The organism is Aeromonas sp. s9, assembly GCF_040907765.1.
GTDB lineage: Bacteria > Pseudomonadota > Gammaproteobacteria > Enterobacterales > Aeromonadaceae > Aeromonas > Aeromonas caviae.
Window position 1 is genome coordinate 56,237 of sequence record NZ_JBFOCK010000048.1, and the last position, 25,901, is coordinate 82,137.

Here is a 25,901-nt window from a genome sequence, read left to right on the forward strand (position 1 = left end):
GCCAGATGACCTCCATGAAACGCATCCTCGTCCTCATCTCAGGCAGCGGCAGCAATCTGCAGGCCATCCTCGACGGCTGTGCCGGCGGCAAGATTGCCGGTCAGGTGGTCGGCGTCATCAGCAACAAGGCTGATGCCTATGGCCTGGTGCGTGCCAGGGAAGCCGGGGTGGCAACCGCCATCCTGGCTCAGCAGCAGTTCGCCAGCCGGGAGGAGTATGATGTCGCCCTGCTGGCTCTGATGGCGGATTATCAGCCGGATCTGGTGGTGCTGGCCGGCTTTATGCGGATATTGAGCGGCGATCTGGTGCGTCACTTCGCCGGGCGGATGATCAACATCCACCCCTCGTTGCTGCCGAAATACCAGGGGCTGCACACCCACCAGCGCGCCATCGAGGCCGGTGACAGCGAGCATGGCGCCAGCGTCCACTTCGTCACCGAAGAGCTCGATGGCGGCCCGGTGATCCTCCAGGCCCGGGTCCCCATCTTCGAAGGGGACAGTGCCGACGAGGTGGCGGCCCGGGTCCAGGTGCAGGAGCACAGCATCTACCCCCTGGTGGTGCAGTGGTTCTGCGAAGGGCGCTTGCAGATGCGAGAAGGGTCTGCCTGCCTTGATGGCAAGCAGCTTGGCCTGGCAGGCTATGCCAGCGAGTAACCGCGAGCAGCAGTAAGACACAACAAGGGAGGCTTAGGCCTCCCTTGTCATTTCCATCGACCAGCGCAATGGTTGTCATCACGTCCGATGACGCTGCTGCGCGGCTAATCGGCCCTACACCGGATTGTCGATATCGATAAAGTTCACCTCCAACCCGTGTACAGTGGCGAGCCACTCTCCCAGCGCCTTTACGCCGTAACGTTCGGTGGCGTGGTGGCCTGCGGCGTAGAAGTGCATGCCCATCTCGCGGGCGGTGTGGATGGTCTGCTCGGAGGCTTCACCGGAGATGAAGGCATCGATGCCCTGCTCCGCCGCCTGGCTGATGTAGCTCTGACCACCGCCGGTGCACCAGGCCACGGAGCGGATAAGCTCGGGACCACTGTCACCACAATGAAGCGGCTCGCGACCGAGACGCTCGGCAATCAGCTTGGCAAAATCGCTGCCGCTCATGGGCTCCTCCAGCTTGCCCACCATGGCGACGCTCTTGCTGTTCCAGGGTTCGAGCCCGCGACGCACCTTGATGCCGAGCAGCCTGGCAAGCTGGGCGTTGTTCCCCACCTCGGGGTGCACGTCTAGCGGCAGGTGGTAGGCAAACAGGTTGATGTCGTGGGTCAAGAGGGTCTTGAGACGACGCTGCTTCATGCCGGTGATCTGGGCCGGCTCGCCGCTCCAGAAGTAGCCGTGATGGACCAGGATGGCGTCAGCATCAGCGGCCACGGCGGCATCGATGAGGGCCTGGCTGGCGGTGACGCCGGTCACCACCTTGCGAATGCGCTCGCGCCCCTCCACCTGCAGGCCGTTGGGGCAGTAATCCTTGATGGCATGGGGTTCGAGCAGGTGGTTGAGCAGGCTTTCCAGTTTACGATGAGAGATCATGGGGGTCTCCTAGCTGGGCTCCCCACGCACTGTGCGGGGAGCCGGATTCCGATCGTCAGAGCCCATGATAATCGAGCCGGACCGGCAAGGCCATGCGCCTGTCAGGCCTAGGCGGGCAGCTCGATGCCGGCGTCACGCATCTGGGCCAGCTTGTAGCGCAGGGTGCGCGGGCTGATGCCGAGCTTGTCGGCCACCGCTTTGCGACTGCCGTTGCACTCCTGCAGGGTGTCCAGAATGATCTGGTGCTCCTGCTGCTTGAGTTCGCCGCCGAGCCCCTCCCCTGACAGCCGCTCGAGCGGGCGCACCAGGGTCTCGTCCGTCTCCTCCAGGATCAGGTGCTCACAGTCGATGAGGCCGTCTGGACAGAGGATCAGGGCGCGCTGAACCACGTTGTCGAGCTCGCGCACGTTGCCGGGCCAGGGGTGAACCATCAGACGCTCTCGGGCGTCCTCTGCGAGCTGCGGCGTCGGCAGCCCCATCTGGCTGGCATGCAGCGCCAGCAGATGCTCCGCCAGGGGAAGGATGTCCCCCGGGCGCTCCCAGAGCGCCGTCCAGCGCAGGGGGAAGACGTTGAGGCGGTAGTAGAGATCCTCGCGGAACAACCCGTCCTGCACCGCTTTTTTCAGATCCCGGTTGCTGGTGGCAATAACCCGCACATCGAGGGGGATCATCTTGCGGCTGCCGAGCCGCTCCACCTCTTTCTCCTGCAAGACCCGCAGCAGCTTGGCCTGCAGCCCCAGATCTATCTCGGTGATCTCGTCGAGCAGCAGGGTTCCTCCCTGAGCCTGCTCGAACTTGCCAGGGCACCCCTGCACCGCACCGGTGAAGGCGCCCTTCTCGTAGCCAAACAGAGTCGCTTCCAGCATGTTCTCCGGAATGGCGGCGCAGTTGATGGCGACGAAGGCCTGCTCTGCCCGGCTGGAGTGGTCGTGAATGTAGCGAGCCAACACCTCCTTGCCCGTCCCGCTCGGTCCGGTCACCATGACGGTGGCTTCGCTTCTGGCCACCCGGGTCGCCAGCTGGAACAGCTCCGCAGTCCTGGGGTCCCCGAACACCACGGCACGCTTCTCCACCTTCTGGGCCGGCACATAACGGCTGACCTGGTTGAGCAGCACCTCGGGGGAGAAGGGCTTGGCCAGATAGTCGATCGCCCCCTCGCGCATGGCGCGCACCGCCCCGTCAATGTTGGCGTAGGCAGTCATCAGGAGCACAGGCACCTGGGGATATTGCTGGCGGATGTTGGCGAGCAGGGTCAGACCATCCATGCCCCCCATCTGGATGTCGGAGATCACCATGTCAAAGCGCTGACGGGACAGGGCAAGTAGTGCCCGCTCGCCGCTGTCCACCTCGCGGCACTCATAGCCACCGAGCAGCAGGGTATCCACCAGCGCCTCGCGCAGGCCGTTGTCATCTTCCACTACCAGAATGCGAGCCTGGGTCATGCCACACCTCCTACAACCAACATGGCCTTGTCGAGAATCATCTTCACCGGCGCTCCGGCTTTTGCGCGCCTCATGCCACGCCCCCCAACTGAACCTGTTGCTGATGCAGGGGGAAGGACAGGGTAAAACAGGTGCCCTCGCCAGGGACCGAGGCCACGCTTACCTCCCCCTGATGGGCTCGTACCACCGACTGCACCACCGCAAGACCGAGGCCCGTGCCCTGGGATCGGGTGGTAAAGAAGGGTTCGAAGATCTGGTTGAGCAGGGAGGGGGCCATCCCCTTGCCATTGTCGATGACCCGCATCTCCACCCGGTTGCCGCTGCGCACAGCGCTCACCAGGAGCGAATCGGCGCCGGCCTGCCGGGCATTGGCGATGAGGTTGTTGATGGCCCCCGCCAGGGCACTGCTGTTGGCAAGCAGACAGAGATCGGGCTCAGGGGCCTCCAGATGCAAGGCGCAGCCCTGCTGCTGGCAGAAGGCTTCGGCCCCCGCCTGCACCTCCGCCAGCAAGCCCTGCACCGAGATGGGCGCCACCACCTGGTTGTCGCCATTGCGGGCAAACAGCAGGATGTCGTTGATCTGCTTCTCGAGATCCTGCAAGCGCGCCATCAATTTTTGCTGGAACTGGCTGCGGGATTCAGGCTTGAGGGTGCGGTTGGCCAGGTTGGCCGCATAGAGCATGGCGGCGGAGAGCGGGGTGCGGATCTGGTGCGCCAGGGAAGCCGCCATGTTGCCAAGGGCGGAGAGGCGCTTCATGTGGTTGACCCTGTCCTGCAACTGGCGGGTCTCGGTCAAGTCGGTAATAAACACCAGTTGGCCGGGCTGATCCGGCAGCGGCTGGGTCGACAGCTGGACCCGGCGGCCGTCGCGCAAGGAGATCTCGTGACCGTCATCCTCACGGGGTTCGAAACAGCGGGCGATGATCTGGCGCCAGGAAAGGCCTTCAAGTGGCTCTCCCAGCAGCGCCAGGGCGGCAGGGTTTGCGCGGGTGATCAGCCCCTCGCCATCGAGCAGCAGCACGCCGGTCGGCAGCGCCGTGAAGATGGCGTAAAGCTGACTCACTTCATGTGACTGGAGGGGGGCATCCTGCTGCAAGATTGTCATAAAGCTGACCTCAAACTGGCGATTGAGTCAGCTTATTCAATTTCCATGCCAGCAAAATAGACGTTATTTATCAATGTATTGGGTCAATGCGTCAAAGCATTGACCTCAATTGTCCTTGCTCATGCCGTACTTCTTCATCTTCTCCACCAAGGTGGTGCGGCGCATGCTGAGCAGGTCGGCGGCGCGGGCCACTACCCCGTCCTGGGACTCCAGGGCCTGGCGGATCAGCTCCACCTCGAGGTCGGCCAGCATCTCCTTGAGATTGACTCCTTCCTGGGGCAACTGCATGGGCAGGGGCATGGCGATGCCGGGATCCAGCTCTGGTGGGGACTGGAACACGGCAGCCAGGGCGTCCCGCTCGTCCATCTCGGTGAGCCGTTCATCTCGTGGCTCGCAGGGCAGCAGGCGATAGCGGCCGGGCAGATCCGCCACATCGACGATCTGGTTCGGATAGAGGATGAGCAGGCGCTCGATGAGGTTGGACAGCTCGCGCACGTTGCCGGGCCAGGCGTACTGCATCAGGGACTCCATGGCGCGCTGGGTCAGACGGATGATCCCCTTGTGCTGTTCGGCATGGCGATTGAGCAGCTCCTGCAGCAGCAGCGGGATGTCGTCGGCCCGATCCCGCAGGGGGGGCGTCTCGATGGGAAACACATTGAGGCGATAGTAGAGATCTTCGCGAAATGCCTGGGTGCGGATCATGGCTTCCAGATCCCGGTGGGTCGCCGCGATCACCCTCACATCGGCCTGGACGGCCTTGCCGCCCCCGACCCGGTCGAACTGGCGCTCCTGCAGCACCCGCAGCAACTTGACCTGCATCGGCAGCGGCATGTCGCCGATTTCGTCGAGGAAGAGGGTGCCCCCCTGGGCCAGTTCGAAGCGGCCGCGCCGGGCGGCAATGGCACCGGTGAAGGCCCCCTTCTCGTGACCGAACAGCTCGCTCTCGAGCAGCTCCGCCGGAATGGCGCCGCAGTTGATGGGCACGAAGGGGCCCGCGCTTCGGGCGGACAGCTCGTGGATGGCGCGAGCCACCACCTCCTTGCCGGTTCCGGACTCACCGAGGATCAGTACGTTGGCGTCGGTCTCGGCCACCTGGCCGATAAGACGGCGCACCTCCTGGATGCCCCTCCCCTTGCCCACCAGCAGGCGCAGCAGGGTCTGACCCTTGTCGTGGGTCTGATGACGGGGATGCAGGGAGATGAAGGCCTGGCAGAAGTGCAGATGACGGGTGAGGGACTCATAGGTAAAGGGCGCCTCGGCCACCCCGATGAAGTTGCTGCAACCATGGCTCGCCGGCATCAGGGAGAGGAAGGGCAGACGAGGATGGGCGGCAAGCAGCTCACTCAGGGCGCGCTCGCGCAGTTCCCCGGCCAGAATCCCCTGCAAGGGCCCGGCAGTCTCGATGGCCACATCGAGATCGCTCTCAACCACCTCCTGCCAGGGGATCCCCATGAAGGAGAGCACAGTCCCCAGTTGCTGGCGCCGCACATCATCGGCATCAACAAGCAGCACACCCATAGCCATCCTATCCATATTTTCACACCTGACGCCAAGTTATTGTTTTTTAAGTGCTTATTAAAACCAATTTCGCACTGTGTCATAAGGGGGACAAAGTGCCAAAATTCTGGCGGATTGTCAAAACTTGTCGCATCCTCCCGGACCCTGGCGGGACGGGGATCACGCTTCCAGTCAGATTGAGTATCGGATGAAAACCAGCGAAGGGGAAAGAATGACGCCGACAGGGCGCGGCGTCAGAGAAGGGATCAGTGTTTCACGCTCTCCTGGGGAGCGGCATAGCGGCACTCGGGAAACCGGCTGCAGGCGAGGAACAGGCGACCGGCGTGGGGACCCTTTCGTGCTTCCCGTGCCACCAGGGGCGCGGCACAGCGGGGGCAATGGGGGATCGTCTCCCGGGGCTCCTCCTCATCCGGATCGAGGAAGGGGTTCTCCTCCATCAACACGGGCATTGCCTCTTCGGCCTGGGGGGGCGGCACCTGGGGCTCCCTGGCAGCCCCCGGGTGTGACGTGCCCAGCTCGACGCCATCGAGCAGCAGCGGGCTGAAGGTCGGTTCGCGGCGCTCGCCGGGCAGCAGGTCATCCACCGGCGCCGTCGTTCTCGCCAGCAGGGGCAGCAGTTGCTCCCGCAACTCGTCGACCTGGTAGTGGCTGCTGGCCGGGATCTGCAACAGCGGCAGGCCGGCGCCATCGCAAGCCGCCTTCAGGAAGAGATCCCGCGCCTTGCGCTTCTGGTGGCGGTGCCCCTCGTCATCCAGCTCCACGGCACACAGGAAAGAGAGATCCGCCGGGTGGCAGAGCAGAAAATCGAAGTGCTTCTCCCCTATCTTGCCGAGCGCCTGCTGGCGCTTGCCCTTGCCAAGGTGCGCCTCGGGCGTCAGTACATAGGAGGCTCGTACCTTGGCAAAGACACGGGCCTTGTCCCCCACCGCCTGATCAAGCACCCCGAAGAAGGTGCGCTCGGCTGGGCTCATCAAGGTTTCCTGCAGATCATAGGGCTCGGCTTTGCCCCCTTTCTCCCTGCGCCAGACGATCACCAGCAGGAGCAACCCCAGCAACACGGCTCCCGATACGACAAGGCTATTCATACACGCACATCCCGTTTACAAGACAAATTCAGTTCACACCAGAGGAAGGGGCACACTCTACCACGGGGAAAGCGACTCAGGCAGCGCAGAAATCAAGCCCGTCCCGGCATTCGCGTTTTTTCACTGAATTTGCGCAAGGCGGGCTTCATATGGCCTGTCACAGCAGGCACAATGCTAGAGCCCATGGACGTTCTGGCGCGCACCCCGTCGCCGCCAGGTGTCAACGGACCCCACGCAGCCCCATTCAAGGAGAGCAGGATGCAAAAGCAATTGGTCGTCACCGTGATCGGCGCAGACAAACCCGGCATCGTCGAGAGCCTGGCCGATATCATCACTCGGCAGCAGGGCAACTGGCTGGCCAGCTCCATGAGCGAGCTGGCGGGGCAATTTGCCGGCATTTTGCACGTCGCCGTGCCTGACGAGCATTACCGCAGCCTATGCGAGGCCCTGGTGATGCTGCCTGGCCTCACCGTGAGCTTCGCCGAAGGGCAGCTGAGCCCGCAACCGGCCCATCAGGTGATGCTGAGCGTCACCGGCAACGACAGACCGGGCATCGTCCACGAAGTGGCCAGCATCCTGCGACAGCTCAACATCAACGTCGCCGACCTCACCACAGGTTGCGAACCTGCGCCCCACTCAGGCGCCCCCCTCTTCTATGCCCACGCCCTGGTGGCCCTGCCGCCGCAGCTCGAACTGGACGATCTCGTCACGGCCCTGGAGTCCCTCTCCGACGACCTCGTCGTCGACATCGATCAGGATCTGAGCGAATAGTGTCGCCTGTCATAAATTTGTCATGGTTTGACGCCATAACTTCCGCGCAGACGCAACCAGAGCAAAGAGGCACCAGATGAGCACCGACAAGCAGTATGAAGAGAAAGAGCTTAGCTGGCTCTCATTCAATGAACGGGTGTTGCAAGAGGCGATGGACAAGACGGTACCCCTCATCGAGCGGGTCCGCTTCCTCGGGATTTTCTCCTCCAATCAGGACGAGTTCTTCAAGGTTCGGGTGTCGGACGTCAAGCGCCGCATCCTCATCAACGAAGTCCACGGCGGCGACGACGAGGCCAAGGTGCTGCTGCGCGCCATCCAGCAGAAGGTGATGGCGCTCGGCGAGGCGTTCGACAACACCTACAAGGAGCTGCTGATCGCGCTGGCCCGCCACAACATCTTCCTGGTGAACGAAAGCCAGCTCTCCGAGTCCATCCAGCAGTGGCTGCGGGTCTTCTTCCGGGAAAAGGTGCTGCGCCACATCATCCCCATCCTCCTCAACAAGGAGGTCAACCCGGTCAAGTTCCTGAAAGACGAGCACACCTATCTCGCCATCGAGATGAAGAAGAACGGCCAGGTGATCCAGTACGCCCTGGTGGAAGTACCCACCGACGATCTGCCCCGCTTCTTCCAGCTACCGCCGGAGGGCACCCGTCGCAAGAAGCAGATCATCATCCTGGACAACGTTATCCGCTTCTGTCTGGACGAGATCTTCAAGGGCTTCTTCGACTACGACGAGATTGCCGCCTACGCGGTCAAGCTGACCCGGGATGCCGAATATGACCTCTCCGACCAGCTGGATCTGAGCCTGGTGGACAAGATGAGTGACGGCTTGAAACAGCGCCTCACCGCCATGCCGGTGCGCTTCGTCTACGAGCGGGAGATGCCGGCGGCCATGATAAGCTTCTTGAAGCTCAAGCTGCAGATCAGCTCCTACGACGCCATCATGCCCGGTGGGCGCTATCACAACTTCAAGGATTTCATCGGCTTCCCCAATGTGGGCCGGGATTATCTGGAAAACCCCAAGCTGCCGGCCCTCGATTGCCGCGACTTTGACGGCTTCGTCAACGCCTTCGACGCCATCGCCAAGCAGGACATCCTGCTCTACTACCCGTACCACAAGTTCCACCACTTCACCGAGCTGGTGCGCCAGGCGGCCTTCGACCCGGCGGTCAGCGCCATTCGCATCAACATCTACCGGGTGGCCAAGAAGTCGCGGATCATCCACTCCCTCATCGACGCCGCCAACAACGGCAAGAAGGTGACCGTGGTGGTGGAGCTGCGCGCCCGCTTCGACGAGGCAGCCAACATCGACTGGGCCAACATCCTGACCGACGCCGGCGTCAAGGTGGTGTTCGGGGTGCCCAGCCTCAAGATCCACTCCAAGCTCTGCCTCATCACCCGCCACGAGAACGGCGAGGCGGTGCGCTACGCCCATATCGGGACCGGCAACTTCAACGAGAAGACCGCCAAGATCTACACCGACTTCTCCCTGCTGACCCGCCATCCGGACATCACCGCCGAGGTGGAGAGCGTGTTCGAGTACATCGAGTACCCGTACCGGCGCTACAAGTTCAACCACCTGCTGGTCTCCCCCATCAACAGCCGCCGCCAGCTCTATCGCCTCATCGACAACGAGCTGGCCAACGCCAAGGCGGGGCAACCCAGCGGTATCACCCTCAAGATCAACAACCTGGTGGACAGAGACCTCATCAACCGGCTCTATGCCGCCGGCCAGGCCGGGGTGCCCATCCAGATGATCATCCGGGGCATGTGCGCCCTGCGCCCAGGGGTGCCGGGTCTGAGCGACAACATCCGGGTCATCAGCATCATCGACCGTTTCCTCGAACATCCGCGAGTGATGGTGTTCCACAACAAGGGCAATCCCCAGCTCTATATCTCCAGTGCCGACTGGATGAGCCGCAACATCGACGGTCGCATCGAGGTGGGCACCCCCATCTATGACGAGCGGCTCAAGCAGCGCATCCTCGACATTCTCGAGCTACAACTGAGTGATACCTGCAAGGCGCGGGTGATCGATGCCGACCAGAAGAACGAGTACGTGAAGCGGGGCAACCGCCGCAAGGTCCGTTCCCAGGTGGCGATTTACGACTACCTCAAACGCATAGAGTCAAACCATGGACAATAGTCTGTACGCCGCTGTCGATCTGGGCTCGAACAGCTTCCACATGGTCATTGCCCGCCTCACCGAGGGGCGGATGCAGATCATCGATCGCATCAAGGAGCGGGTGCGCCTCGCCGAAGGGATGGATGAGCAGCGCCGCATGTCCCAGGAGGCCATGGCGCGCGGGCTGGACTGCCTCGCCCTGTTCGCCGAGCGGCTCACCAACATCAAGCCGGATCAGATCCGCATCGCCGGCACCTACACATTGCGCCGCGCCAGCAACGCTCGCGACTTCGTGCGCGAGGCGGCCAAGGTGCTCAACCACCCCATCGAGATCATCAGCGGCCAGGAAGAGGCCCGCCTCATCTATCAGGGGGTCGCTCATACCCAGCACATCGAGGGCCAGGTGCTGGTGGTGGACATCGGCGGCGGCAGCACCGAGCTCATCATTGGTGAGGGGTTCTCCCCACTGGCGCTCACCAGCCGCAAGATGGGCTGTGTGAGCTTCACCCAGAGCTTCTTTGGCAACGGCAAGCTCGGCGAGAAGGCCTTCAACGCCGCCGTGCTGGAGGCCCAACATCAGCTCGCCCCCATCATCAACCAGTACCGCAAGCTGGGCTGGCAGAGCTGCCTCGGCAGCTCGGGCTCCATCCGCACCGTGCGCGACGTGTTGCAGGGAGAAGAGTGGACCGATGGTGCCATCACCCTGGCGGGACTGGAGCGGCTGAAGGAAGAGATGCTCAAGCACAAACGGGTCGACCAGCTCAAACTGGCAGGCCTCACCGAGGAGCGTCAGGGGGTCTTTGCCGCCGCGGTGGCCATCCTGCTCGGACTCTTCACCTCCCTGCCCATCGAGCGGATGGAGTACTCCGACGGCGCCCTGCGCGAAGGGTTGCTCTACGAGTTCGAGGAGCGCCTGCAGCATCACGACATTCGCGAACGCACCGCGCTTGCACTCAGCACTCACTATCGCATCGACAAGCGCCAAGCCACCCGGGTAGAGAGCAGCGTCCTCTCCCTGTTCGACGCCCTGAGCGGCCCCTGGGAGATGCCGGAAGAGCCCTATCGCGCCATCCTCGGCTGGGCGGCGCGGCTGCACGAGATCGGCCTTGCCATCAACTACAGCGGCATCCACAAACACTCCGCCTATATCTTGCAAAACACCGATCTGCCCGGCTTCAACCAGGACGATCAGGCCCTGCTGGCGGCCCTGGTGCGCTTTCACCGCAAGGGGCTCAAGCTCTCCGAGCTGCCGGCCCTGCCCAACCACGACGAGCAGACGGTGCTGCGCTGCATCCGCATCCTGCGCCTCGCGGTGGCGGCCCACCACAGGCGTCAGGACAACCTGCTGCCCGAGTGGAACGTGCAGGCCGCCGGGGATCAGCTGGTGGTCACCCTGCCCCTGGACTGGTGCGACGAGAACAAGTTGCTGATGCAGAACCTGGAAAAGGAGCACCGCTACTGCCACGAGCAGGGCTGGCCCCTGCTGTTCCAGCTCGGGTGATCCGCCCCTCTGTGCAAAAAGGCAGCCGATGGCTGCCTTTTTTGTCTCTTGTCCTTTCCTACTGCAGATCCGGCAGGATCAGCTTGGCTATCTCGAAGTAGATGATGAGGCCGGTACCGTCCACCAGGGTAGCGATGAAGGGGGCGGAGACCACCGCCGGGTCGATGCGAAAGCGACGCAGCACCATGGGGATCACCGAGGCGACGGTGGCGCTCCAGAGCACGATGGCGACGATGGTCAGGGTCACCACCATGCCGATCTCGGGCCCCACCCCCAGGCTCCAGGCCCGCACCCAGGCCGCCAGTGCGATGGCGGCCGAGATGAGCAGACCGGTGGAGATCTCCTTTTTCAGCACGGTGCCGAGGTTTTTCAGGCTCACCTCCCCCACCGCCATGGCACGCACTATGGTGGTGGTGATCTGGGTACCGCTGTTGCCACCGGTACCGATGAGGAGCGGGATGAAGAAGGCCAGGGCGATGGCCGCCTCCAGCTGCTCTTCAAAGGCCCGCAGCACGGTGCCTGTGTAGGCTTCCGCCACGAACAGGATCAGCAGCCAGCCCACCCGCTTGCGCCACAACTGCCAGGGGGTGGCCTGCAGATAGGGGGTATCCAGCGGCGAGGAGCCGCCTTGCAGCTCCGCATCCTCGGTGGACTCCAGCTCCAGGATGTCGGCGGCATCGTCCACGTGGAAGACCCCCACCAGACGCCCCTGATCTTCCACCGGCAGGAGCGAGAGGTCGCGGTCAATGAGCAGGCGGGCCGCCAGCTCCTGATCCGCCCGGGCGTTGATGCGCACCGCCTCCCCCTCCATCAGGTCCCCTACCGGCAGCAGAGGATCGGCGATCAGCAACGACTTGAGGGAGACGCTGCCAAGCAGGCGCTGCTCGCCGTCAACCACATAGAGATGACCGAACAGCCTGGCCTGATCCCAGGCGCCGTGGATCAGCTGCTTGGCGCTTTCCACCGTCGCATTGGCCTCCACTGCCAGGTATTCGTGGCGCATGTTGGCCCCCACCGACTCGTTCGGCCAGGCCAGCAGGGACTGGAAGGCTTTGCGGGCGGGCTCCGGCAGCCGGGCGAGCAGGGTCTTGCGATCGTGCTCGTCGAGCCTGCGCAGGATGGCCAGCAGGTCACGACGGGCCAGGGTGCCCTGCAGTATTCCCACGATGCTGCCATGCAGCCTGAGCAGCAGATGGCCGGCACACTCCGCCGGGAGGGAGGCGAGCAAGGACGCCCCTTCCGGCATGGAGAGGGTATCGAAGATGCAGCTGAGCTCTTCCGGGCGCAGGGTCAGAAGCTGATCGGCACGGGCCACCGGATCCAGGTTGTGCGCCAGCCAGTTGCGCAGGGCAACCGGGTCGAGCAGTTGATGACGATTGAGCAGGGTGTGTGTTTTCTTCATCACAGATGTCCTCATGTGATTTCAGGCGAACCTGAACGCCTCCGGCACCTGGCCGGATGCAACGGCAAGAAAACAGCAATTTGATTGACGAGTAACAGGCAGGAAATGACGCCGTCCGGCGTGTTTTCATCCCCACGTACCAGCTTTAGCACTGCATAACGTATCCGGCATGCCGGAAGCCACTTGGGTTGACACCTTAATCCGATGAAAACTGTCCTGATCTTGGGCGTCTCTGGACGTCGTGAGATCAGTGGCCTGTGTTTATGCAGGAGCCTCGCCTAACGAGATGCTGCGAACATTGATTGCACGGCGCTACCGTGCGGGCGGCATCATCTGCCCAGGCGCAGGTCGAGTCAAGGCAAACGGGCCCCTGGCAACGGGTTGTTACAAATTGGCCGGACGGCGGGCCCTTCATGAAACGAGGCTCCCCCGTGCGTGGCACGGGGGAGCCTGCGGTCAACGGACGAACGTCAGCGGATATAGTCGAATAGGGTCAGCTTGCTTATCTTGCTGAAGGCTAGCTGGGAGGCGCTCATGGCTGCATCCTCCTTGGAGAGGGCCGCGATCACCTCGTACATGTCCGCCTCGGACACCTTGGCCCGCGCCTGCTGGTTCAGGGTGCTGAGTCCATCGTTGGAACTCATCACCTGCTCCAGGCTGTTCATCCTTCCCCCCAGCTCCCCCAGTCCCCGGTCTATCTTGGTTCTGGCGTTGCTCATGTGGGTGGTGGCATCGGAGACCGCCAGCTGGAAATCGCTCTCGGACAGGGTCGGATCACGCATGGCGGAGATGAAATCGGACATGCCATTGAGGATGTTGTCGTTTTTCGGGGTATCCAGCACGAAGTTCTGGGTCGCCGACCCCGCAGGGAGGTCGAGGGTGAGCGCCAGGCCGTTGAAGGGGATCTTGTTGCCCGCCACATAGTCGCCGCTTTGCAGCAGGGTGCCACCGCTGTCACGGATCTCGTAGGTGTCCGGCGGCCCGGCCAGGGTGCTGACCGCATATTGGTTGCTCGGCAGGGAAGAGTCATAGTTGTTGCGATAGAAGCTCTCGAAGTTCCCCTGATCCGCCACCGACACCTGGATGTTGCCACTGGCGGCGCTGGCAGTGCGCCGGGTCGCCACTATCTCGAACAGATCGAAACCGGAGTCGTTGGCCGGGATCTGCACCGTGGGTGAGACCTGGATGTTGCGCTGCCCCGTGTCCCCCTGGAACACATAGTTGCCACTGGCATCCTTGACGAAGGGCTGGGTCTTGCTCTGATTGCCGCCGAAGATGTACTCCCCCTGGGAGTTCTTGCTGTTCATCAGGTCGAACATCTGCTTTTGCAGCCCCTCCAGCTCGCTCGCGATGGCGCTGCGCTCCTCGGAGCCCATGGCGGAGTTGTTCGCCTTCTGGATCAGGGTCTGGGCACTGAGCATGGCGTTGTTGAGGGAGGTCAGCACCGTCTCCTCGTGGCCCAGGCTGTTCTCCAGCAGGCTGCCGTTGACGCCGTACTGCTTGAAGAGATCGATCTCCTTGGTCAGCGCCATCTTCTGGCTCATGCCGGCCGGGTCCTCCCCGGAGCGAGAGAATTTATCCCCCGTCATCAACTGGTTGTAGGCGGTGTTCTGGCGCTCGCTCACCTTGCTCATGGAGGCAAGGTTGCGGTCATAGATCATGTTGGTGGTGATGCGCATGACTTACCTCACGGAGGAGAGCAGGGTGTCGAAGATGGTCTTGGCGGTGTTCACTATCTGGGCCGAGGCCGCATAGGACTGCTGGAAGCGGATGAGGTTGGCCGCCTCCTCCTCCAGATTGACGCCGGAGACACTCTCGAAGATGGCGGTACTCTGGGTCAGCTTCGCCTCGTTGGCCTGCAGCAGGGTCTTGGCCTGGCTGGTCTTGTTGCCAATGCCGCTCACCAGACCCGAGTAGGCATCGTTGAAGGTCATCTTGTCGTTGCTGGTGGCGGCGTTGTTGTTCTTGCGCACCAGCTCCTTGTTCTGCAGCTCCGCCAGCGCCAGGCCGTTGGCGTTGTCCGCAAAGCCGTCCTTGTTGTAGCTGAGCATGAAGCTGTCGCTGGCCTCCACCTTGCCGGTGATGCTGAACTCATAGCCCGGGCTCTGGGTCGGATCGGCGTAGACCTTGGGCCCCCCAAGGGGGCTCTCGAGGGCGGCCATCAGGTTCTTTCCCTTGCTGGAGGCGGGGGCGACACCCAGCAGGTTATTGTTCTTGTCATAGACCTCGTAGTTGCCGCTGCCGTCGATCTTGATGACCTGGGGGGCACTCGGGTCCAGAGTGTTGGTGCCAAAACCCGAGCCCGTGCCGGTGTTGTAGACACCGCCCAGCGTTATCTCGCCCGAGCCCAGGTTCTGGGATCCCTTGTCCGCCTTCAGGGGGGATGCCAGCGCGATATCCTCGGGACGGGTGATCGCCTGCTCCAGGTTGGCAGCCGCATTCCGGGTGGGTTGCAACAAGATCTTGTCACCCGCGACCGGAGTGCCGGAGAGATCGATTTCGATGCCGTGCCCCGCCACCTCGAAGGTGGCTGGCGGCGTGGTCCCCGTGGCGAGCGAGGTACGCTGCCCGCTGCCGTCGATGGCGAATACCTCGTAACCGGTGGCGCTGTTGAAGCGCACCTCGTAGTCGAAGGTGGTGACCTCGCTCCCCTTGCCGGGGACGAAGTTGACGCTGGCCGCCCCGTTACCCTGGTTGCTGGCGTAGGGCAGCCCCTGGCTTCCCTTGAGGGTGAAGAGATCCCCCCCAAGCTCGTTGTCGAGATCCATCCCCAGCCGGTTCTGCTGGTTCATGGCATCCCCCAGGGCGACGGCCAGCTGCCCCAGCTCCCGCTTGGCGGGCTCCAGATCCCGGCGCGCGGTGAAGAGGCCACCGATGGCACCGCCAATATCCTTGTCGTTGATGCTGGCCTGGTTCTTGCCCAGGGTCAGCTGCAGGGAAGGCTCACGGGAATCCGGGTCCCCCGGCACCACCTTGAACTGGGCCACGCCGCCATCGAGCACCAGGGAGTGCCCTGTGCTCATGTTGACCAGCATGCTGCCATTGGGCTGGGTCACGGTGCGGATCTCCATCTTCTCGGAGAGCTGGCGAATGGCCTCATCCCGCTGATCGAACAGCATCAGGTTCTCTTCAGGGGAGCCTTGGGTGCGGACGATGGCCTGGTTCAGATCGTTGATGCTGTTCAGCAGGCTGTTCACCCTGTCCGTCTCGTCCCCTATGGTGGCGTTGATGGTATCGGACTGCTTGTCGAGCTGGGCGGAGAGGGTATGGAATCTGTCCACCATGCCGCTCAGTTCACTCAGGGTCGTCTTGCGCCCCCCGATCTCGGACGGTGACTCGTTGGCGGTGTGGAAAGCCTTGAAGTAGGAGGTGATGGTGGTCCCCACGCTGTTGCTGGCATCACCGAGCAGGCTGTCGAGCCGGAACAGTTGATCGTAGCGGGTGTTGGCCGCCTGATAGGCGGACGTATCCCGGCGCACCTCGGCCTGGGCATAGGCGTTGATGATGCGCTCGCTCACCATGTCGCCCGTCCCCAATCCGACGGAATTGGTATAGATCAGGGTGCGTTCACGTACATAGCCCTGGCTATTGACGTTCACTATGTTGTTGCTGGTGGTCTGCAGCAGTCGCTGCTGGGCCAACACACCCGAGGTCCCAATTCCAAGCAGATCGCTTGCCATAGCTTACAGCTCCATCTCTGTGTTCCTGTCTGCAATGTTGCCGGACGTCGAGTAACCGGCGATGGCATCACTGCGCAACACTTGTTTAAGTTTCCTGGCGTACTGGGGATCGGTGGCATAACCGGCCTGCTGCAACGCCTCGAAGTAACGATCCGGGCTGTCCACCTTGGCCAGCGCCCCCTTGTAGCGACTCCCAGAGGTCAGAAAATCCACGTAGTCGTTGAAGCTCTCTTCGAACGACTCGTAGGAGCGAAACGCCGCCTTCTGGCGCGAGGCCACCCCTTGCTCGTATTCCAGGGTGCTCACCACCGCCTTGGGGCCTTCCCAACGCGGATCGGCCTTGATGCCGAACAGGTTGTGCGTCACGTTTCCGTCTGCATCCTTGATCACCCGCTTGCCCCAGCCACTCTCAAGGGCGGCCTGGGCCACCAGCACCGCCGGGCTCAACCCCAGCTTGTCCGCCGCCTTCTTGGCCAGCGGCATCAGCCTGTCGACGAACTCTTCCGGGCTGTCAAACACCTTGGCGCTGCCATCCAGGGCCGAAGGCCTCTGGCTGCTGCCCATGGGCGGCACGGTGCGGTGGGGACGTCTTGGCATGGCCAGCGTACGCTCGGCCCCATTCAGCTCACCCTTCATTTCGTTATCAGCAAAATCTTTGCCAACTTTGGAGGCAGCAATCAGATCGTTGGAGGCACTGGGGGGTTGATAGGGCTTGTAGACCCGCTCGGTACGCTGGGGCAGCTTGAGTACCCGGCCATCCTGATGGGTGAAAGTCTGCTCGGGTGAGAGCTGCCTGGCCACCATCTCGGCAATGCCCAGCCCCCCCTTGCTCGACATGTCGGCAACCCGCTGCTCGTCCAGCATCCCTTCATAGAACTGGGTGTAGCTGCTGTTCATCGGGTTGCCCTCGGTGAGCACCGAGTTGGCCTGGCGCATCCCCTTGAACAGGGTCTGGGTGAAGATGGATTCGAACTGGCGGGCGGCCGCCATCAGGGCCCCTTGCTTCCCCTCCTTGCTCAGGCTCATCTGGCGCAGTTTGTCCAGGTTCTGGACGTCCTGCACCATGCCAATATTGATACCGCTCTGGGTGTCGAACTCTGCCATAACCTACCTCTTTGCCGCCCGTGGCAACCGCTTGCCGCTCACGAAATTACAGAATGACCAGTTGGCCCTGGATCGCGCCCGCCTGCTGCAGCGCCTCCAGGATCGCCATCAGATCCCCGGGGGCGACCCCCACCTGGTTCACCGCCCGCACCAGATCGTCCAGGGTCGCGCCGGTATCGAGCTTGAACATCCGACCGGGATCCTGCTGCACGTTGATGGTGGAGTTGTTGGTGACCGCCGTCTGCCCGCCAGCGAGCGGATTGGGTTGGGAGACCTGCTGGTTCTCGGCGATGGTGACCGTCAGCCCACCGTGGCTGATGGCCGCCGGGCGCAGCTTGACCTCGCTGCCGATGACGATGGTCCCGGTGCGCGAATTCACGATGATCTTGGCGGACTCGCTCGCCGGGTCCACTTCCAGGTTCTCGATGGTGGAGAGGTAGGAGACCCGCTGGGCCGGATCCCGCGGTGCGAATACCTTGATGGAGGTGGCGTCCATCGCCTGGGCGGTGTTCGGACCCACCAGATCGTTGACCACGTCCGCCAGACGGCGGGCGGTGGTGAAGTCCGGCCGGTTCAGATTGAAGGTGATGGTGTCGCCCTGGCTGAAGGAGTTGGGAACCTCCCGCTCCACGGTCGCCCCATTGGCGATGCGCCCCACTGTGGGCGTGTTCACCACCACCTTGGAGCCGTCCGCCCCTTCGGCCCCGAGGCCACCGACCACCAGGCTGCCCTGGGCCACCGCATAGACGCGGCCATCCAGCCCTTTCAGGAAGGTCTGTAGCAGGGTGCCGCCACGCAGGCTCTTCGCCTCGCCGATGGCGGAGACGGTGACATCTATGGTCTGACCCGGCTTGGAGAAGGGGGGCAGATCCGCGTGGATGGCCACCGGTGCCACGTCCTTGATCTTGGGCTTGATGTTGTCAGGCACCTTGATGCCGAAGTTGTTGAGCATGGTCCTGAAGGTCTGCTCGGTGAAGGCGTTGTTCTTCTCCCCCGTGCCGGGCAGGCCCACCACCAGACCGTAACCGATCAGTTGGTTGCTGCGCACCCCTTCCACCGAGGCGAGGTCCTTGATGCGGGATGCGTGCGCCAGCCCGAAGGGCAGCAGGCAGCACAGCAGGGCAAGCAGACGGAATCGGTTCATGACATCTCCTAACAAAACCTTCCTGATCCAGGGCCCGTGAACGCCCCGGACTCTTGAGTCTTAAATGGGCCACCAGGGGCCGTTGAAGAAGCTGGTGAGCCAGCCCTGTTCCTGGGTGTTCGCCAGATCCCCGGTACCGCCGTAATAGATACGCGCATTGGCCACCCGCTGGGAGGAGACGCTGTTCTCCGAGCTCACGTCCTCCGGGCGCACCAGACCGGTGATGCGGATGTATTCGTTGCCATTGTTGAGCATGATCCACTTCTCGCCGCGCACCAGCAGGTTGCCGTTTGGCAGTACCTTGACCACGCTGACCGAGATGTTGCCCTGCAGGCTGTTGCTCTGATCCGCCTTGGCCTGCCCCTTGAAGGCACTGTTCTGGCCGATGGAGGCCGACAGATCGTAGGGCCCCGCCGTGACCGGCACGCCACCTAGGGTGACGGGGTCGAGCGCCAGCTTGTTGTCCTTGCCGCTCTGGGTGTTGGCCTTTTTCGACGCCGAGGTCGACTCCGCCAACTGGATGGTGATGATGTCACCCACCCGGTGCGCCTTGATGTCCGAGTAGATGCCGTTGACCTGCTCGGGCTGGAAGATGGCGCCGGTCGGGCGCACCGACACCGGCTCCGACTCCCCGTAGACGGGGGCGAAATCCGGGTCATCCGGTTTGGCGGTATTGGGGGTACTGGTGCAACCCGCCAGCGTCAGCAGTCCCAGCATCCATATGGCTTTCATCATGACACTCCTTTCATCAGGTCCGCTGGGTCAGGAAGGACATCATGGAGTCGACGGCGGAGATGACCTTGGAGTTCATCTCGTAGACCCGCTGAGCCTGGATGAGATTCACCAGCTCCTCGGTCACGTTGACGTTGGAGGTCTCCAGCATCCCCTGCTTGATCACCCCCAGCCCGTCCGCACCGGCAGTCCCCTGAATGGGGGCGCCGCTGGACTGGGTCTCGAGGAAGAGGTTCTCCCCCATGGGCTGCAGGCCGGTGGGGTTGACGAAGTCCGTGGTGTTGATCTGGCCCACCACCTGGGATTGGCCATCCCCCTTGAGCTGGACGGAGACCTGGCCATCCTCCCCCACGGTGACGCTCTGGGCGTTCTCGGGGATCTGGATCTCTGGTTGCAGCGGGTAACCGTTGCCCGGGGTGACGATGGTCCCCTCGTCGTTCAGGGTGAACTGGCCGTTACGGGTATAGGCGGCGCTGCCATCGGGCAGCTGGATTTCGAAGTAGCCGCGACCGCTGATCATCAAGTCAAGGGAGTTGTCCGTGGTCTGGACGTTGCCCTGACTGTGGTTTTTCTGGGTGGCGACCACCTTGGCCCCCGCCCCCAGCATCAGGCCGGAAGGGAGCTCTGTGTCCGCCGAGGAGCGACCGCCAGGCTGGTTGATGTTCTGATAAAGCAGATCCTCGAAGATGGCCCGCGCCTTCTTGTAGCCCACTGTGCTGGCGTTCGCCAGGTTGTTCGAGGTGACCGAGATGTTGGTCTGCTGGGCATCGAGGCCGGTCTTGCTGATCCAGAGTGCAGGATTCATGGGGTGCTCCTTGATTAGCTGATACGCAGCAGCTGGGTTTGTGCCTCGTCGTTCTCCTCGGCGGTCTTCATGATCTTGACCTGAGTTTCAAACTGACGTTGCAAGCGAATAAGGTTGGTCATCTCGTCGACCACGTTGACGTTGCTCCCCTCAAGGGAGCCGGCGATCAGGCCCACATCCGCAGACGCGGCCTCATTCTGGCCATCCTTGCGGCGAAACAGGCCGTCCTGGCCTTTCTCCACCGCATCTGCCGCCGGGTTGACCAGCTTGATACGCTGGAAATCTTCCGGCAGGTTGGCGGCTGCCCCCTCGGGACGGCCGCTGATGGTACCGTCACGATTGATCTCAATTTTCTCCATGGGCAGGGGCAGCACGATGGGCTGACCGGCATCATCCACCACATTCAGACCGGTGGAAGTCTGCAGATTGCCGGTGGCATTGAGCTGCAGGTTGCCCATGCGGGTATAGGCTTCCGCACCGTTGGGATCCTGCACCGCAATCCAGCCCGGCCCATCGACGGCAACGTCAAGATCCCGACCCGTGGTCATCAGCATGCCGTGCTGCAGGTTCTGGCCCGGCCGCTCGGTCATGGCGAACACCCGCGTGGGCAGCCCTTCGCCAAACGCCTGCATGCTGCGCGCCTGCTCGAAGTCGGACTTGAAGCCAATGGTGTTGGCGTTGGCAAGGTTGTTGCCACGAACAGCCAGGCTGTTCATGTTCTCCTTGGCCCCGGACATGGCGATGTAAAGCAGGTGATCCATGGGATCCTCCGTCAAACAGATGACTCTCACAGCTCAACTGCAAGTTGAATGCCAATAGAGATGACGAAGACGGAATGAAAGGAGGAAATGAGGCGGGACGGAAATGACAAGGGGCGCCGAAGCGCCCCTGCCAACTACCCGCCGTCTTAGCGGATCTGCAGTATGTTCTGCTGCAGGGAGCTGTTCACTTCCAGGGAACGGGAGTTCGCCTGGAAGTTGCGCTGGGCAGTGATGAGATCGACCAGCTCGGTGGTGAGGTCCACGTTGGACTGCTCCAGTGCCGACGACTTGATGGAGCCGAAGGTGCCGGAGTTCGGGGTGCCGGGCAAGGCATCGCCAGAGAGCAGGGACTGGCGCCAGGAGGTGTCGCCGACCTGGGTGAGCCCCTGGGCATTGGCAAACTTCGCCATGGCCACCATGGCCACCTTGACGGTGGTGGCGTTGCTGTAAGTGGCGGAGACAATGCCATCCGCCCCGATCTCCACCTTGGTCAGGCGACCGACGGTGGAGCCGTCCTGGGTCAGCTTGCTCACTTCAAAGGGGGAGGCGTACTGGGTCACGGTACCAAGCTTGAACTCAATCTCCTGGGTGCCATCGGCGCCATTGGTGATGATACCGGCCCCTGTCGCCCCCAGGGGTTCCGTCTTGATGACCGCCGGGGTGGTGGGTGTGACCATCTTGCCGGAGGCATCGAAGGTCACCCGGGCGCTCAGGGGAGCCTGGCTCAGACCGGTCGCCATGGTGGTGGCCGTACCGCCTACGATGTCGATGGGCTTGTCCCCTTCATAGAGGTACATACGCCAGGCAGTCGGCACCGCCGCTTGGGTAGGATCGGCCGGATCCGCTTCCTTGGTGAAGTACTGGGTGATGGTGTGTGGCTCGCCCAGGGAGTCATAGACCACCACGGAAGTAGAGGAGGAGTAGGTGGTCGAGTCCGTGGGATCGAATTTGGAGGCATTGACATCCATCAGCGTTTTCGTGCTGGAAGGCAGGTTGAAACCAGCCTCGACCGTCGTGGTCTGCACCGGCTCACCGGCCTTGTCCGGGATCTGGATGGGCTTGGTAGCGTTGATGCTCACCGCCTTGGGGGTGCCATCAGAGTTGATCTCGTACCCCTGCAGATAACCGCCGGAGTTGCTGACCATGTAGCTGCTTTCATTGAGCTTGAAGGCGCCCGCACGGGTGTAGGTGCGATCCAGGTTGGTCAGGCCGTCCGAGGTCACGAAGAAGCCGTTGCCCTGGATGGCGAGATCCAGCGCGTTGTTGGTGAATTGCAGCGCGCCCTGGTGGAACTGCTGGGCTACCGCGCCAGTCGCCACCCCGTTGCCGACCTGGGTCTTGGCGTTGACGAAGATGGAGTTGGCATAGACGTCGGCAAACTCGGCACGGGACTCCTTGAAGCCGGTGGTATTGACGTTGGCAATGTTGTTCGCGGTGACGTTCAGGTCTTTTTGAGCCGCATTGATGCCGCTGAGGGCATTGTTGAATGACATGTCTTTCTCCTTAGATCACTGCGTTAGAGGACGAAGCCGACTGGGTGGTGGTCTTGCCGGTCGTCGCGCCAATTTCCAATACATCGGTCAGGTAGATGCCACCCAGTCCCTTGAGTTTGAGGGTGCTGGGGTTGGTGCTCGTTCCCAGGGTGACGCTCTCCACCTTGGCGTAAGTCAGGGCGGGGACGCTCTCCGACTTGCCGTCGACGGTGGCATGCGCCTCTATCGAATATTTGCCGCTCTTGGCCTGGTTGCCGGACTTGTCCTTGCCATCCCATTCGAAGGCCACGTTTCCCTTGTGGCTCCCTTCGATGGCGAACTCCCTGATGACCTGGCCGCTCTCGTCCTTCACCGTCACCTTGATGTTGCTGCCGCCATCGCCGGTGGCGATGACCCCCGTGAGGGTCCCCCCCTTCTCCACGTAACCCGTGTTGGACGGGATCAGCACGTTCTGTCCCACCAGCGCGGAGGCCTGCAGCGCCTGGCTGGAGGTCATCAGGCTGTTGAGGCTCTCCATCTGGGTGGAGAGGCTGCTGATCCCCTGAGACGTCGACATCGAGGTCATCTGGGAAAGCATCTGGGCGTTGTCCACCGGTTTGAACGGATCCTGATAGGAGAGCTGCATGGTCAGCAGCTTCAGGAAGGACTCCTGATCCAGCTCCTTTTTCTGGGTACTGGTGTTGACCGTACTGGTCTGGGCCGACGTCGTCCGGTTGACGCCCAGCAGGCTGTCATAGGTATCTGCCACTTATGCTCCCCCCTCTAGGGCGTGCCCACTGGGCCGATTGTTGCCGCCTGGCAGGCGATCACGGGTCACTCTCATCCGGGTTCACCTCTGTCAGGACTTGCCCAGACCCAGGGTCTGCTGCAACATTTTCTTGGCCGCATCGGCCACCTGGACGTTGGTCTGGTAGCTGCGCGACGCCGCTATCATGTCCGCCATCTCTTCCACCATGTTGACGTTGGGCTTGAAGATGAAGCCATCCTTGTCCGCCATGGGGTGATTCGGGTTGTACTCCTTGAGCAGGGGCGCATCACTCTCGACGATGCCCTTCACATCCACCCCGACCGAGGCCTGCTTGTCGGACATGGCCTGATCCAGCTGGGCGGCAAAGACTGGCCGCCTGGCGTGGTAAGTTTTTTCCACGCTGGAGCTGACGCTGTCAGCGTTGGCCATGTTGCTCGCCACCGTGTTGAGGCGAACGGACTGCGCGCTCATGGCAGAGCCTGCAATGTCAAAGACCTTGAACAAACTCATCCTTGCTCTCCTTTCAGTGCCTTGAGCAGGCCGCTTATCTTGCTGTTCATGAATTCAAGGGAGGCCTGGTATTCGAGGCTGTTGCGCAGGAACTCGCTGCGCTCCTGCTGCACGTCCACCGTGTTGCCATCACCGGTATCCGGTTGCAGGGGATTGCGGTACTGGGTCGTGCCCGGGGTATCCATCTGCAAGGCGAAGTGCTTCTCGCTGGTGGTGCTGAGCCCGAACCCTTGCTGGCCCTGGGCATCCTGCAACGCCTGTGAGAAGTCGATGTCACGGGCCTTGAAGCCCGGCGTGTCCGCATTGGCGATGTTGCTGGACAACACCTCGGCACGCTTGGCGCGCACGCTCAGCGTGTACTGATGAACACCGAATGCCTTGTCGAATGAAATTGCCATAGCACACCTCCTGCTTCATGAATATTTAGCAAGAGGTGTGCCAAGAGGGTATTGAGCGGGGTTATTTGACCTTGTAGACGATGCCGGGGTTGCAGCGGATCATCTCGAACTTGTCGGTGAGGCCGGCCAGAGACTCGGAGGCCCCCAGCATCAGGTAGCCGCCAGGATTGAGGCTGCTGGCGAACTGGTTGAGGATCTTGGATTTCACTTCGGGCGCAAAATAGATGAGTACGTTGCGGCAGAAGATGATGTCAAACTTGCCGAGCAGGCTGTAGCTCTCCAGCAGGTTGAGGGGACGGAAGCTGGTCAATTTTCTGACACGCTCCACCACCCGCATCTTGTTGTCGCCACAGGGTTCGAAAAAGAGTCGCTTGCGCTCGGGGGAGAGCCCGCGAGCCAGCGCCAGGCTGTCGTAGACCCCCTCCTTGCACTGGTTGAGCATGGTGCTGGAGATATCGGTCCCCACTATCTGCACCCCGCCCGGCAAGGTACCCGGTCGCTTGACTTGCTGCTCCAGCGCCGTCATGGCGATGGAGTAAGGTTCCTGCCCGGATGAAGAGGCGGCAGACCATATCTTGATGGGACGACCGCTCTTGCCAAGCTCCGGGAAAATCTTGTCGCTCAGCAGCTGGAACGGATAGGTATCGCGAAACCACAGGGTCTCGTTGGTGGTCATGGCATCGACCACCGCCATCTTGAGCTCCCGCTCGCGCACGCTCATCGCCCGGGTGACCAGATCAGACAGACTCTCGATACCAAACTGAGTCATCAAGGGCGACAGGCGGCTCTTGACCAGATACTGTTTGTTGTCACCCAGCACTATGCCGCTCTGTTGCGCCAGAAAATTGCTGAATTGCCTGTATAAGTCGTCCGAAAGTGTCTTCATGCAGTTGTTCTTCTTGATTAGAGAGCGCCTTGTACGGCCTTGGCCAATTCATCCGGCTGGAATTTGGCAATGAAATTGTTCGCTCCGACTTTCTGCACCATGGCCTGATTGAACACCCCACTGAGGGAAGTGTGCAGGATAACATGCAAATCCTTGAGGTTGGGATTGTTGCGGATCTCGGCGGTGAAGGTATAACCGTCCATCTCCGGCATCTCGATGTCCGAAATGACCAGGGCTATCTGATCCTTGATGGGACCGTTCTTGGACATCTCCAGCAACATGTTGAGCGCTTCCCGTCCATCCTTGGCCAGCACGCACTGTACCCCGATAGCCTCCAGTGCCCGTTGAACCTGCTTGCGCGCCACCGAAGAGTCGTCCGCAACCAGCACGGGACGCCCGTGAGGATTGCGCTCCACGCTTGCTTCCACCAGTTCGGTGGACACCTCGGTGGAGACCGGCGAGATCTCGTTGAGAATGCGCTCCACGTCCAGGATCTCCACCAGCTCACCATCTACCTCGGTCACCGCCGTCATGTAGTTGATGCGACCGGCCCCTTTGGGTGGCGGCAGGATGGACTCCCAGTTCATGTTGATGATGCGCTCGACCGAGTGGACCAGGAACCCCTGAATGGAGCGGTTGTACTCGGAGATGATGATGAAGCACTTGGAGAGGTCCTGGATGGGGCGCTTGCCCATCGCCATGCTGAGATCGATCACCGAGATGGTCTGGCCACGGATATGTGCCACGCCGCGAATGCAGGAGTTGAGCTTGGGCATGACGGTCAGAGGGGGACACTGCAGCACCTCGCGTACCTTGAATACGTTGATGCCAAATCTTTGACGTCCATTGAGACGAAACAACAGCAGCTCCAGCCTGTTTTGTCCCACTAGCTGGGTTCGCTGGTTGACCGAGTCCAGAATACTCGCCATAAACACTCCCTAAAAATGCTTGGCACTGATCGTGCATGTCATTATGCATGCACATTGGCTTGCATCAGATCATCGTTGTTTCAACAATCGAATAATTCTGGAGCAAGCATAGTTAACTACGGTGGTATACGTGAATAACTTATCGACCGGTAAGCAAAAATGATTAGTAGACTTTTCCTTATCTTACTGCCGTTTTGCAGTCTGTCTCACGCCATGGCGTCCGAGGTCACCGA

23 protein-coding genes and 1 riboswitch are annotated in these 25,901 nt (G+C 61.9%); of the genes, 4 read left to right on the top strand and 19 right to left on the bottom strand.

The window, feature by feature from the left end:
• Positions 1-14: 14 nt before the first annotated feature.
• A complete protein-coding gene (gene purN / locus AB5Y54_RS09800; protein WP_368153667.1) occupies positions 15-653 on the top strand; it encodes a phosphoribosylglycinamide formyltransferase in 639 nt (212 codons plus the stop codon).
• 114 nt (positions 654-767) lie between these two features.
• On the opposite strand, the gene AB5Y54_RS09805 is transcribed toward purN, so the two are convergent.
• From AB5Y54_RS09805 to AB5Y54_RS09825, 5 genes are all read right to left on the bottom strand, one after another.
• Positions 768-1,529 carry a Nif3-like dinuclear metal center hexameric protein gene (locus tag AB5Y54_RS09805; protein ID WP_139736375.1) on the bottom strand — a complete coding sequence of 254 codons (762 nt, stop codon included), beginning with the start codon at positions 1,527-1,529 and terminating at the stop codon, positions 768-770.
• A gap of 107 nt (positions 1,530-1,636) precedes the next feature.
• On the bottom strand, positions 1,637-2,971 hold the full coding sequence (locus AB5Y54_RS09810; protein WP_368153546.1) for a sigma-54-dependent transcriptional regulator: 1,335 nt from the start codon (positions 2,969-2,971) through the stop codon (positions 1,637-1,639).
• A 70-nt stretch (positions 2,972-3,041) separates the two neighbouring features.
• Positions 3,042-4,076 (bottom strand): PAS domain-containing sensor histidine kinase, encoded by a 1,035-nt coding sequence (locus AB5Y54_RS09815; RefSeq protein WP_368153549.1) that lies wholly within the window; start codon positions 4,074-4,076, stop codon positions 3,042-3,044.
• Between the two features lie 105 nt (positions 4,077-4,181).
• Positions 4,182-5,600, bottom strand: coding sequence for a sigma-54 dependent transcriptional regulator (locus AB5Y54_RS09820; protein WP_041213159.1), 1,419 nt, complete (start codon positions 5,598-5,600; stop codon positions 4,182-4,184).
• Positions 5,601-5,839: 239 nt separating this feature from the next.
• Positions 5,840-6,679 carry a DUF2726 domain-containing protein gene (locus tag AB5Y54_RS09825; RefSeq protein WP_368153552.1) on the bottom strand — a complete coding sequence of 280 codons (840 nt, stop codon included), beginning with the start codon at positions 6,677-6,679 and terminating at the stop codon, positions 5,840-5,842.
• A gap of 258 nt (positions 6,680-6,937) precedes the next feature.
• On the opposite strand from AB5Y54_RS09825, the gene AB5Y54_RS09830 reads away from it, so the two are divergent.
• From AB5Y54_RS09830 to ppx, 3 genes are all read left to right on the top strand, one after another.
• Positions 6,938-7,450, top strand: a complete 513-nt coding sequence (locus tag AB5Y54_RS09830) for a glycine cleavage system protein R (protein ID WP_270804916.1) — start codon at positions 6,938-6,940, stop codon at positions 7,448-7,450.
• A 76-nt stretch (positions 7,451-7,526) separates the two neighbouring features.
• The gene (gene ppk1 / locus AB5Y54_RS09835; protein WP_201956279.1) at positions 7,527-9,596 is read left to right on the top strand and encodes a polyphosphate kinase 1; all 2,070 of its coding nucleotides are present in this window, start codon (positions 7,527-7,529) and stop codon (positions 9,594-9,596) included.
• A complete protein-coding gene (ppx, locus tag AB5Y54_RS09840) occupies positions 9,586-11,076 on the top strand; it encodes an exopolyphosphatase (protein ID WP_052814349.1) in 1,491 nt (496 codons plus the stop codon). Before ppk1 ends, ppx begins: the two co-directional genes overlap by 11 nt.
• 58 nt (positions 11,077-11,134) lie before the next feature.
• Here the strand turns inward: ppx and mgtE are convergent, their stop codons facing one another.
• The 14 genes from mgtE to AB5Y54_RS09910 form a co-directional block, all read right to left on the bottom strand.
• The gene (gene mgtE / locus AB5Y54_RS09845; protein ID WP_180898859.1) at positions 11,135-12,478 is read right to left on the bottom strand and encodes a magnesium transporter; all 1,344 of its coding nucleotides are present in this window, start codon (positions 12,476-12,478) and stop codon (positions 11,135-11,137) included.
• Positions 12,479-12,601: 123 nt separating this feature from the next.
• Positions 12,602-12,771: riboswitch (M-box (ykoK) riboswitch) on the bottom strand.
• Positions 12,772-12,948: 177 nt separating this feature from the next.
• Complete coding sequence (gene flgL, locus AB5Y54_RS09850; RefSeq protein WP_128342603.1) at positions 12,949-14,157, bottom strand: flagellar hook-associated protein FlgL; 1,209 nt, start codon at positions 14,155-14,157, stop codon at positions 12,949-12,951.
• Between the two features lie 3 nt (positions 14,158-14,160).
• Positions 14,161-16,158 carry a flagellar hook-associated protein FlgK gene (flgK, locus tag AB5Y54_RS09855; RefSeq protein ID WP_368153558.1) on the bottom strand — a complete coding sequence of 666 codons (1,998 nt, stop codon included), beginning with the start codon at positions 16,156-16,158 and terminating at the stop codon, positions 14,161-14,163.
• Between the two features lie 3 nt (positions 16,159-16,161).
• The gene (gene flgJ / locus AB5Y54_RS09860; protein WP_010675287.1) at positions 16,162-17,262 is read right to left on the bottom strand and encodes a flagellar assembly peptidoglycan hydrolase FlgJ; all 1,101 of its coding nucleotides are present in this window, start codon (positions 17,260-17,262) and stop codon (positions 16,162-16,164) included.
• Between the two features lie 46 nt (positions 17,263-17,308).
• A complete protein-coding gene (locus tag AB5Y54_RS09865; protein ID WP_010675288.1) occupies positions 17,309-18,406 on the bottom strand; it encodes a flagellar basal body P-ring protein FlgI in 1,098 nt (365 codons plus the stop codon).
• A 60-nt stretch (positions 18,407-18,466) separates the two neighbouring features.
• Positions 18,467-19,138, bottom strand: coding sequence for a flagellar basal body L-ring protein FlgH (gene flgH / locus AB5Y54_RS09870; protein WP_010675289.1), 672 nt, complete (start codon positions 19,136-19,138; stop codon positions 18,467-18,469).
• A gap of 16 nt (positions 19,139-19,154) precedes the next feature.
• Positions 19,155-19,943, bottom strand: coding sequence for a flagellar basal-body rod protein FlgG (gene flgG / locus AB5Y54_RS09875; RefSeq protein WP_010675290.1), 789 nt, complete (start codon positions 19,941-19,943; stop codon positions 19,155-19,157).
• Between the two features lie 14 nt (positions 19,944-19,957).
• A complete protein-coding gene (flgF, locus tag AB5Y54_RS09880; RefSeq protein WP_010675291.1) occupies positions 19,958-20,704 on the bottom strand; it encodes a flagellar basal-body rod protein FlgF in 747 nt (248 codons plus the stop codon).
• A gap of 146 nt (positions 20,705-20,850) precedes the next feature.
• Complete coding sequence (flgE, locus tag AB5Y54_RS09885; RefSeq protein WP_039040233.1) at positions 20,851-22,197, bottom strand: flagellar hook protein FlgE; 1,347 nt, start codon at positions 22,195-22,197, stop codon at positions 20,851-20,853.
• 10 nt (positions 22,198-22,207) lie between these two features.
• Positions 22,208-22,945, bottom strand: a complete 738-nt coding sequence (locus AB5Y54_RS09890) for a flagellar hook assembly protein FlgD (RefSeq protein WP_010675293.1) — start codon at positions 22,943-22,945, stop codon at positions 22,208-22,210.
• 90 nt (positions 22,946-23,035) lie between these two features.
• A complete protein-coding gene (gene flgC / locus AB5Y54_RS09895) occupies positions 23,036-23,455 on the bottom strand; it encodes a flagellar basal body rod protein FlgC (RefSeq protein ID WP_005329775.1) in 420 nt (139 codons plus the stop codon).
• Positions 23,452-23,853 (bottom strand): flagellar basal body rod protein FlgB, encoded by a 402-nt coding sequence (gene flgB, locus AB5Y54_RS09900; protein ID WP_010675294.1) that lies wholly within the window; start codon positions 23,851-23,853, stop codon positions 23,452-23,454. The genes flgC and flgB overlap by 4 nt, the downstream gene beginning before the upstream one ends.
• A 61-nt stretch (positions 23,854-23,914) precedes the next feature.
• Positions 23,915-24,739 carry a protein-glutamate O-methyltransferase CheR gene (locus AB5Y54_RS09905; protein ID WP_010675295.1) on the bottom strand — a complete coding sequence of 275 codons (825 nt, stop codon included), beginning with the start codon at positions 24,737-24,739 and terminating at the stop codon, positions 23,915-23,917.
• Between the two features lie 17 nt (positions 24,740-24,756).
• Complete coding sequence (locus AB5Y54_RS09910; RefSeq protein WP_010675296.1) at positions 24,757-25,668, bottom strand: chemotaxis protein CheV; 912 nt, start codon at positions 25,666-25,668, stop codon at positions 24,757-24,759.
• Positions 25,669-25,901 lie beyond the last annotated feature (233 nt).